This window comes from Actinophytocola sp. (assembly GCF_045807065.1).
Classification (GTDB): Bacteria; Actinomycetota; Actinomycetes; order Mycobacteriales; family Pseudonocardiaceae; genus Actinophytocola.
The window spans coordinates 24157-32756 of the sequence record NZ_JBJMIE010000016.1 but is presented as its reverse complement, the minus strand read 5'-3'; the positions used below and the strand labels follow the sequence as shown (position 1 = coordinate 32756).

8 protein-coding genes and 1 pseudogene are annotated in these 8600 nt (G+C 66.5%); 6 read left to right on the top strand and 3 right to left on the bottom strand.

The window, feature by feature from the left end; all coding sequences use genetic code 11:
• Positions 1 to 185 (top strand): hypothetical protein (locus ACJ73U_RS00975; RefSeq protein WP_407775550.1); only part of this gene is annotated, 185 nt, incomplete at its 5' end.
• A gap of 132 nt (positions 186 to 317) precedes the next feature.
• Here the strand turns inward: ACJ73U_RS00975 and ACJ73U_RS00970 are convergent.
• From ACJ73U_RS00970 to ACJ73U_RS00960, 3 genes are all read right to left on the bottom strand, one after another.
• Positions 318 to 1742: a hypothetical protein gene (locus tag ACJ73U_RS00970; protein ID WP_407775549.1), complete on the bottom strand. Its 1425-nt coding sequence runs from the start codon at positions 1740 to 1742 to the stop codon at positions 318 to 320.
• A complete protein-coding gene (locus ACJ73U_RS00965) occupies positions 1732 to 2112 on the bottom strand; it encodes a hypothetical protein (protein ID WP_407775548.1) in 381 nt (126 codons plus the stop codon). Before ACJ73U_RS00965 ends, ACJ73U_RS00970 begins: the two co-directional genes overlap by 11 nt.
• 94 nt (positions 2113 to 2206) lie before the next feature.
• Entirely contained in the window at positions 2207 to 2338 is a 132-nt protein-coding gene (locus ACJ73U_RS00960) for a hypothetical protein (RefSeq protein WP_407775547.1), read from the bottom strand.
• Positions 2339 to 2654: 316 nt separating this feature from the next.
• Between ACJ73U_RS00960 and ACJ73U_RS00955 the strand changes: the two genes are divergently transcribed.
• The 5 genes and pseudogenes from ACJ73U_RS00955 to ACJ73U_RS00935 all read left to right on the top strand — a co-directional run.
• Entirely contained in the window at positions 2655 to 5426 is a 2772-nt protein-coding gene (locus ACJ73U_RS00955) for a BTAD domain-containing putative transcriptional regulator (protein ID WP_407775546.1), read from the top strand.
• A gap of 41 nt (positions 5427 to 5467) precedes the next feature.
• On the top strand, positions 5468 to 5665 hold the full coding sequence (locus tag ACJ73U_RS00950; protein WP_407775545.1) for a hypothetical protein: 198 nt from the start codon (positions 5468 to 5470) through the stop codon (positions 5663 to 5665).
• Between the two features lie 301 nt (positions 5666 to 5966).
• Positions 5967 to 6524, top strand: a complete 558-nt coding sequence (locus tag ACJ73U_RS00945) for an RICIN domain-containing protein (RefSeq protein WP_407775544.1) — start codon at positions 5967 to 5969, stop codon at positions 6522 to 6524.
• A gap of 510 nt (positions 6525 to 7034) precedes the next feature.
• The gene (locus ACJ73U_RS00940; protein WP_407775543.1) at positions 7035 to 8270 is read left to right on the top strand and encodes a hypothetical protein; all 1236 of its coding nucleotides are present in this window, start codon (positions 7035 to 7037) and stop codon (positions 8268 to 8270) included.
• 141 nt (positions 8271 to 8411) lie between these two features.
• A pseudogene (locus ACJ73U_RS00935) lies at positions 8412 to 8534 on the top strand (IS5/IS1182 family transposase); the annotation flags it as partial.
• Positions 8535 to 8600 lie beyond the last annotated feature (66 nt).

Here is an 8600-nt window from a genome sequence, read left to right as displayed (position 1 = left end):
CCGCTCGCAAACCTGCTGGTCAGGCTGCTGGCGAGCAGCCTTCAATCGACTCGTTGAGCTTCTTGACGATACCGCCAGACGCTCGTTGTTGTCCTTCCTGGCTGACGTCGCTGGTTGGTCATCGAGCCTGGCTGGATGCGAACGATTGCACCTCCGGAACCCGCCTGGAAACCGCGCGCGCCTGAGCCGTTCCCGCAACCGTGCCCACCGCTCCCCGTGAGTCGGCTATAAAGATCAGTGGGAGACAAAGGGGGACGGCATGTCACATGGTTCGCACCGGCGCGTCGCGATCGTCGGCCTTACCGCGGTTGCCCTGGTCATCGCCGGCTGCGACGGCGGCGAGGAGTTGCCGCGGTTGGCCGGCGACCCGTCCCCGGCCGGCAGTCGCGGGGATGAGGCGGCACGGTTCGCACCCCTGGTCTGGCTCGCCGCCGGCGACGAACACGGCCCGATGGACGCGAGCCGGTTCGTCGAGGAGTCGAAGCTGTTGTTCCACCGCGCCTGCGCTGCTTGGGCGTTGACGCGCCGCTTGGCAACGGCGGTATCGACGGCCGCGGGAACTCGATGGTCTGTGCGGTGGGAAGCAGGTAGTCAAGCCGGTACCGGTAGTCAGGTTGGCGACTGAGCCGTAAGTCGATGACCGGCACCGGTGTCGCGTCGATCGTCGTCAGCACGTCCAGCTTGAGGACCTCCACGGCCCCGATCGCGGCGAAGGTCCGCACGCCGACACGGGTATTGGAGTGCTTCGGGAGGTTCCGGCCCACGTAGCCTTCGGTCCTCCTCTCCCGAATCAGTTTGAATATCCCGGTGAGGGTCGGATGCGTTGAGGCGAAATAACCGTCGGGGTGGACGACCAAGGTGTCCTTGTCCTGTTTCTTGAGAGAACTCGCGACGAGTTGCGCTACGACCGCGTCCGCCCGTACCGGCGCGGTGTCCTCGAAACGGTTGGTGGCGCGGTATATGACGCGTGACGCGAAGGCGAAGTGGACGTCGCCGGACAGCAGGATGACCGAGCCGGTGTGCTTCCCCGATGCGTCCACCGGAAGCTTGCTGGTCACCGCGGTGAGCAGCCGGTCGAAGGTGACCGACGGCAGGTCCCACGCCTCGAAGAGGTCGGGGAAGTGTTCGAAGATGTTCGCCAGCCCAGACTGCCTGGTGGCCGACCGGATGGGCTGTATCGGCGGTGCGTTCGTGGTGAGCACAACCAGCAGCTGCCGGTCGTCCGGGTTGGGCGTGTTGATGTTCTGCTGCTTGAACATGTCCACTTGCGTGTTCTTGGTCAGCAGGTTGGTCGCCCCGCCCGACTCCCTTGGGTTTGGATGTGCGCGCCAGGTGCGTGTGTCGGTGACGATGATCTGATGCCCCGGGCTCACGATGCTGTAGTGGTAGTTCAGCGCGAAGGGTTCGTGGAAGACCGCGTTGTCGGTGCGGGCGTCCAGCGCGGCCGCGTCATGGAGCCCGATCAGGCCGCGGATCTGTGCGGACCGGTTGTTGTAGTCGGTGGCCTTCTGCTTGAAGGCACCCGGGCCGGTGGGGTTCGGCGTGTCGAGCAGCGCGTACAGGGTGCTCCCGGGGGTGGCCGGCGTGGCGGGCACGAAGTCCTCGGGGACGTTGCCCCAGTGCTGGCAGAACGCGTACGCGGTCAACCCGTTCTGGACGATGCGCTGGCCGAGTGGGTGGCTGTATACCTTCCGGCAGAAGTCGCGGGTCATGTTCCAGTCGTCGGTCACCTCATGATACATGGCCAGGTACTCGCCAAAGTATCATCAGGTGGGAGTCGAGTTCCTCGGAGGTGAAGCCCTGCTTGGCAAGCAGAGGGCGGCGCATGAAGGAGTCGAGTTGGGCGGCGGTGTTGAACGGCTCGTAGCTGTCCGGGACTGGGAGCACCTCGGTCCAGTCGAGCAGCGCGGTGGCCGCGTCGGTGAGCATCGTCAGCAGGATCGGCGCGACCTCGTCCGCGTAGATCTGGTCGCCTGTCAGCAGTAGTTGGTGCGGGCGCGCGAGTCCGTTACTGGCGGTAGCGGCGATCAGGTCGTTCGCGATGGTCAGCGCCCCGGTGCCATCGGCGTGCGGCTTGCGGCATGAGCCCTGTAGCAGGCGCAGCAGGGTCAAATCCTTCGGCGGCAAGGCAAAAGTCGGCAGATCGAGCGGCGGATAGGCCAGCGAGGCGCCGTTCGTAGTCGCTGCAAGTGTGCCGGGGGCACCGTCATCGAAGGTGAAGCTTGAGGTTGTAGCGGTACACGTTTCCTTCGGCGAGATCCGGCCCCTGGACCTGCACGGTCACGGCCACGATGTGCAGGTTGGCGCCGATGGCGAGGCTGCGTCGAGCCCCCGTCATGAAACGGGCAGGCTGGATCCGTACCCACGTCCGAGACGCAAGGTAACGGCAACAGCGGATTCACTAACTGGCGATCAAAGACAGGCGGCGGTGACACGTCGGCGCTGTTCGCTTCCTGTCCGTTATTCTTCTGTGCGACAAAAGGTGCAAATCGTCGATTTTGCGTGACGTGTAGGCGTCGATTCCATGCGTTCGACGGGATTCCCTGGGGATCAAACCCGTGGCGGGCTAATCTGGATTCATTGGGGGTTGGGGCCTTGGGGGGAACCACATGCAGGTGAGGCTTCTCGGTCCGGTCGATGTGGTGGTCGGTGGGGTGCCCCGACCCGTGCCAGGTTCACGCCGCAAGGCCGTCCTCGCCGCCCTGGCGTTGCAGCCCGGCGAGGTCATCAGCACCGACCGGCTCATCCACATCGTCTGGGGCGAAGCCCCGCCGGCGACCGCGGGAAACACCCTGCAGAGCCACATGTCCTACCTGCGAGGCGTGCTGGGCGACCGGGCCGCGATTCTCGCCCAACCGCCCGGCTATGTCCTGAACATCGCCGAGGAGGCGACTGATGTCCAGGCCGCGGAACGCCTGATCCGACAAGGCACCCAGTCCGCCGACCCGCGGCAGGGCGAAGCATGGCTGAAGGCCGCCATTGGCCTGTGGCGTGGCCAGTCACTGGCCGATGTCACCGACCTGGTGTGGTTCCACGACCAGGCGCAACGACTGGACCACCTGTTGCTCCGCGCGAAGCAAGGGCTCATCGAAGTCCGTCTGGCATTGGGCCAGCACAGCCAGCTCATCCCGGAACTGGAGAGCCTCCGGCGCCAAAGTCCCTTGCATGAACAGATCCACGGGCTGCTGATCCTCGCGCTCTACCGCGCCGGCCGGCAGGCCGACGCGGTGGCGGCCTATCAGGTGTTGCGGCATACCCTCGCTGAGGAACTCGGCATCGAACCCAGCCAGGCACTGCACGAACTGCACGCCGCGGTGCTACGTCAGGATCCGCGCCTCGACACGCCACCAGTCCCCGCGGCGACCGGCCCCGCGCCGGCACAGCTACCGCTGGCCATCACGGTTTTCACCGGCCGCGGCAGCGAACTCGCCCAACTGGACGACCTCTTGGCCGGCCCGGGCCGGCCGACCGCGGTGGTCATCTCGGCGGTGTCGGGCACCGCGGGAGTGGGCAAGACCGCGCTGGCAGTGCATTGGGCGCGCCGGGTTGGGAAGACATTTCCCGACGGGCAGCTGTACGTGAATTTACGTGGATTCGATCCTGGCGGTTCAGTGGTCAGTCCGGCGCAGGCGGTGCGGGGTTTTCTGGATGCCTTCGGGGTGCCGCCGGCCCGTGTGCCGCCCAGTCTGGAAGCACAAACCGCCCTGTATCGCAGCCTGCTGACCGGTCGTCGGGTGCTCGTCGTGCTGGACAACGCCCGGGACGCCGAGCAGGTCCGCCCGCTGCTGCCCGGCGCGCCTGGCTGTCTGGCGCTGGTCACCAGCCGCAACCGGCTCACCAGCCTGGCCGCGACCGAAGGCGCCCGCCTGTTGACCGTCGAACTGCTCGCCCCCGCCCAAGCACGCGAACTGCTGACCAGCCGCCTCGATGCCCACCGGGTAGCCGCCGAACCCGCAGCTGTGGGCGCGATCGTCGCCCACTGCGCCGGGTTGCCACTAGCGCTGGCCATCGTGGCTGCCCGCGCCGCCGCCGCGCCCCACCTCCCGCTCGCCGCGCTCGCCGCCGAGCTGAGGGATGCCGACAACCGCCTGGACACCCTCGACGGCGGGGACCCGGTCAGCCAGGTGCGGGCGGTGCTCTCCTGGTCCTACCGGACGCTGAGCGCTGACGCCGCCCGCCTGTTCCAGCTCCTCGGCCTCCATCCAGGGCCTGATGTCGCACTGCCGGCCCTGGCTGGTCTAGCTGGCGTATCGGCGGCCCACGCCCGCAGGCCGCTGGCCGAGTTGGTCCGCGCGCACCTGCTCGCCGAGCACTCCCCGGGCCGTTACACCTTCCATGACCTGCTCCGCGTCTATGCCACGGAACTGGTGCACAGCCAGGAGACCGATACCGACCGCCGCGCGGCCACGCACCGGATGCTCGACCACTACCTGCACACCGCTCGCACCGCTGACGCGGTGCTGACCCCCCAGCCCAACCCGATCGCACTGCCCCCCGTCCAACCGGGTGCCGCTCCCGAGGAACTCGCGAACTATCGGGAGGCGCTGGCCTGGTTCACTGCCGAACACCGTGTCCTGCTCGCCGCGGTCGAGCAGGCCGCCGCCGCGGGTTTCGACACGCACGCCTGGCAGCTCGCCGCGACCCTCACCACCTTCCTCGACCGGCAGGCGCACTGGCGGCCGCTGGCCGACGCGCAGAGCACCGCCCTGGATGCCGCGCGCCGTCAGGAGGACCGGACCGGACAGGCGAACGCCCACCGCGGTATTGGGCTCGCCCAGGACCGGTTGGGCCAGCCCGACGCGGCCCGCGCCCACTACCAGTTGGCGCTGGACCTGTTCGGCGCCCTGGGCAACCACGCCGGCCAGGCCCGTACCCACCAGCACCTGGCCCGGATGTGCTCGGCCCAGGGGCGCTACCGGCAAGCAGGTGGGCACGCCCATCACAGCCTCGAGCACTATCGGGCGGTCCGTGACCGGGCGGGGCAGTCCGCCGCCCTCAACCATCTTGGCTGGTACTGTGCCCAACTCGGCGACCACCACCAGGCCCTCACGCACTGTCGGCAGGCCCTCGCCCTGGCCCTGGAGATCGGCGATCTCAACGGCCAAGCCCACATCCGGGACAGCCTCGGCTACATCAACCATCATCTCGGTCAGCACGACCAGGCCGTCGACTACTACCGACAGGCCGTTGACCTGTTCCACCGAAGCGGGGATCGCCACAGCGAAGCCACCGGTCTCGCTGATCTCGGCAAGACCCAACAAGCCGCGGACAACCCCGGCGCCGCCCAGACCGCGTGGACCCAAGCCCTGATCATCACCGACGAACTCGACCTCCCGGACACAGATCCATTGCGCGCCAAGATCCTCCACCATCTCGACCAGTACCTGACCGCCGCCACCTCCCGACCGACTCGAGACGGCTCATAACGGCGAGTCGTGATACGTAGCGTCGCTGCTGGATCCCCCAGGTGTCCCTGAACGTGTTCACCTCCGCCGCCACTGTAGGGGATTCACGGCGGTTGCCGGCGCTGAGCCTCCCCGCACGCATCGACGAGTCGCTCGATGGTGACTATTCCGCCCTGGTGCAGCGCGAGAACCAGCAATCTCATGAGCAGCGCTTTCCCCATGATTTCTCATCGATTCCAACGGACATCGACCGCAGGTAGCGCAGTTGGCTTTGGACACGATATCAGAGCCGTTGACAATCTGTCGACAGCTCGTCGATGGCAGGCCGTGACGGCTTCGGGAATCCTTCCAGATTGGCGTGGATATCGAGCGCCACCGACCGAACTCGCGGGCGCGGCAAGCTGATCCGCCGTTTATCCAGGCCGTTTCAGCGCCGTTTCAGTGTCGCTCCAGGCATCTGGTCAAACTCTGTCCATCAGAAGACGGCGGGAACTCCGACTTTCACCTGGACTGCGCGGAACCCGGCTGTGGAGGGACCTGGACATCATGAGATGGAAGATCATGAGTAGCATCGCCGGCCTGGTGGGAGCGCTGCTCCTCGCCGGAGTCAGTGCTGCTGAAGCGGCGACTGCGGTAAGCGTCGCGGATTCAGTCCCGTCCAACCCGGCGAGCATTTCCACCAATATCATCGCCGCCGCTTCGGGCAACTACCACCAGATCGTGAACAAGGCCTATGATCAATGCGTCGATGTTCCGAATGGATCGACCAATCGTGGCGTCCAGTTGCAGATATGGTCATGCAACGGCACTGGCGCCCAGGCGTGGGCTCCAGTGCTGGTATCCGGAAACATCTACTACATGGTAAATCAGAACAGTGGGCTTTGTGTCGAGGTCAGAAACAGCTCATTTCTACTCGGCAAGCCCATCCAGCAGTGGCCGTGCGTCGGCGTCACAGGACAGCAATGGACCCGCACTCCGGTGTTTGTCGACGGAGCAATCTGGGAAACATTCAGGAATGTGAACAGTGGCTTGTGTTTGGACACGGTTGGCGGCGCCTCCAGTCTGCTCATGCAATGGACCTGCCAAGGCAACGACGCGCAGTACTGGCAGGTGAGGTAGTCCCCGGCGGACCTGCTCCCCAGGCGATAGCGCCCTGCCTTGAGGGCCAGGGTCCCGGCGAGGGACATGTCGGTGCCAGCCCAGCCAGGAGCGACTTTCGAAGTGATCGAGCCACGAGTCCGTCTTTGAGTTCGCGGTAGTCGTGTTCGATCCGCCGAAGGACTCGAATGTCGAAGTCCTGTTCCGCGCGTCGTTCCCGATCTCGACGGTCGAGTGCTCGATGAGCTGTGCCTATGCCACCGCGCCGATGACGATCCGCTGGTTCGCCGGCGGAACCCCGCGTTGCCTCTTGGGACGACCTCAGGTCGGTCAGAGGCTTTTGCGCCGCCAACGGTAGGGACGAGGAGCGGACGAGTTTCGTCTGCGAGGAGAATGGATGATGATATGAAGTATCGGAGATACCTGCTTGCCGTGTTTCTGGTTTTCGCCGGCTGTGTCGTGATGGGGACGGGGGTCACGGCTGCGGCACCGGCGAGTACGGCGTGCACTCATGCCGAGGATTTCGGTGCGGTGCCGAATGATGGTCTGGACGATCGTGTCCAGTTGCAGGCCGCTATCGACGCGGCGCAGGCCGGCACGGGTTGCCTCGAGCTGGGGCCGGGGACGTTTCACGCCACCCGCAAACCGACCGCGGGCGTCGCCTCCATCCCGAGCCTGCGGATCAGCTCCTCGCTTGTGTTCCGCGGTGCCGGGCAGGGCGTCACCACGCTGGCGATGCTCGGACCCAGTGTGAACACGGCGGACTGGTGGCTGCTCGACGTCGCCGGCGCCACGGACGTCACGATCACGGGGCTGACGCTTGACGGCTCCCAACGCACGAACACGGGCGAGCAGACGCACCTGTTGCAGCTCATCGGCCCAACCCAGCACGTGGTGGTCGAACACGTCACCTTCAACCTGCCGGCGATCGGCCCGAGTACGGGCGGTGACTGCATCCGCCTGCTCGGGACGGCCACGGACTGGGTGCGGGACACGACGATCCGTGACACTCTCGGTGTCGACTGCGACCGGTCGTTCGTCGGTCTCCAGCGTGGCGTCGACGGGCTGGTGATCGAGCGCAGCGAGTCGGTGAAGGTGGGTGACCAGGCCATCGACTTCGAGCCGACCGGCGGGGAGGCCTTCAACTGCCAGCCGGTCATCAAGAACGTCCTCATGCGGGCACTCACCCTGCGCCGGGCGACCACGCAGGGCCTGGCCGTCACGATCCACGGCGCGGGGTGCGCGGTGGCGCAGAACGTGACCCTCACCGACTCGATCGTCGAGGACGGCACGCTGTCCATCCTGGACGCCGCCGACGTGACGCTGTCCCGGCTGCACCTGCGCAGCCTGCCCGGCGACTCGGAGGCGGCCGTGGTCGCCCGCAAGCGTGTGGTGAACCTGCGGATACTGGACAGCGTGATCGACCGGCCGGCGGAGGCGGGGCCCGGCGCGTCGATCAGGGTGGGCAACCAGAGTGGTGCCTATCCGCAGGACGTTCTGGTGTCCGGTGTCCGTGTCGAGCAGGCCACGCCGGGTCCGCTTGTGGCCACCGGCGGCCTGAAGCGGCTCGTGATCGTCAACACCCAGCTGGTCTACACCGGTCCGCCCGTGAACAACTTCGCCGTCCTGGTCTGCGGTGACGCGACCCAGCCCGCTGAGCAGCCGGTGCTGATCGACACCACCATCCAGGGCGCACTCGCCGGTGCGGTCCAGATGTGCGGCCAGTTCACCGGTCCACCGGTGCTGGTGCGGGTGACCGGGCCGTGAGACACGGGGTGGGCGACGGGCAGGGAGGACCGTCGCCCACCCCAGCCACCTCGGGAGTGCAACTCCAGGTGGGGCCCAGCTACAGCGCGGTCAGCCCTCGGGCTCTGTGGCAGCGCGGCGCACGCGGCGTTCGACTACTACCGTGCTAACGCCGAACTCAAAACCTGGAACTTGCTCCGCAGATACCGCGGCAGCCCTCACCGGGTCGGCCGACTCGCCAAAGCCATCCACGCGCTACAGGACTACGAGGTCACCGTGGGATGAAAAACGCTCAATATGAACCTGCTCAACGCCGCAGCCAATATGCCGTCTGACGGGCAGCAGCAGTAC

Excerpts from the sequence above, each read along its gene's own strand:
- ACJ73U_RS00945 (WP_407775544.1), top strand. The coding sequence starts at position 5,967 with ATGAGTAGCATCGCCGGCCTGGTGGGAGCGCTGCTCCTCGCCGGAGTC.
- ACJ73U_RS00960 (WP_407775547.1), bottom strand. The coding sequence starts at position 2,338 with ATGACGGGGGCTCGACGCAGCCTCGCCATCGGCGCCAACCTGCACATC.
- ACJ73U_RS00970 (WP_407775549.1), bottom strand. The coding sequence starts at position 1,742 with ATGTATCATGAGGTGACCGACGACTGGAACATGACCCGCGACTTCTGC.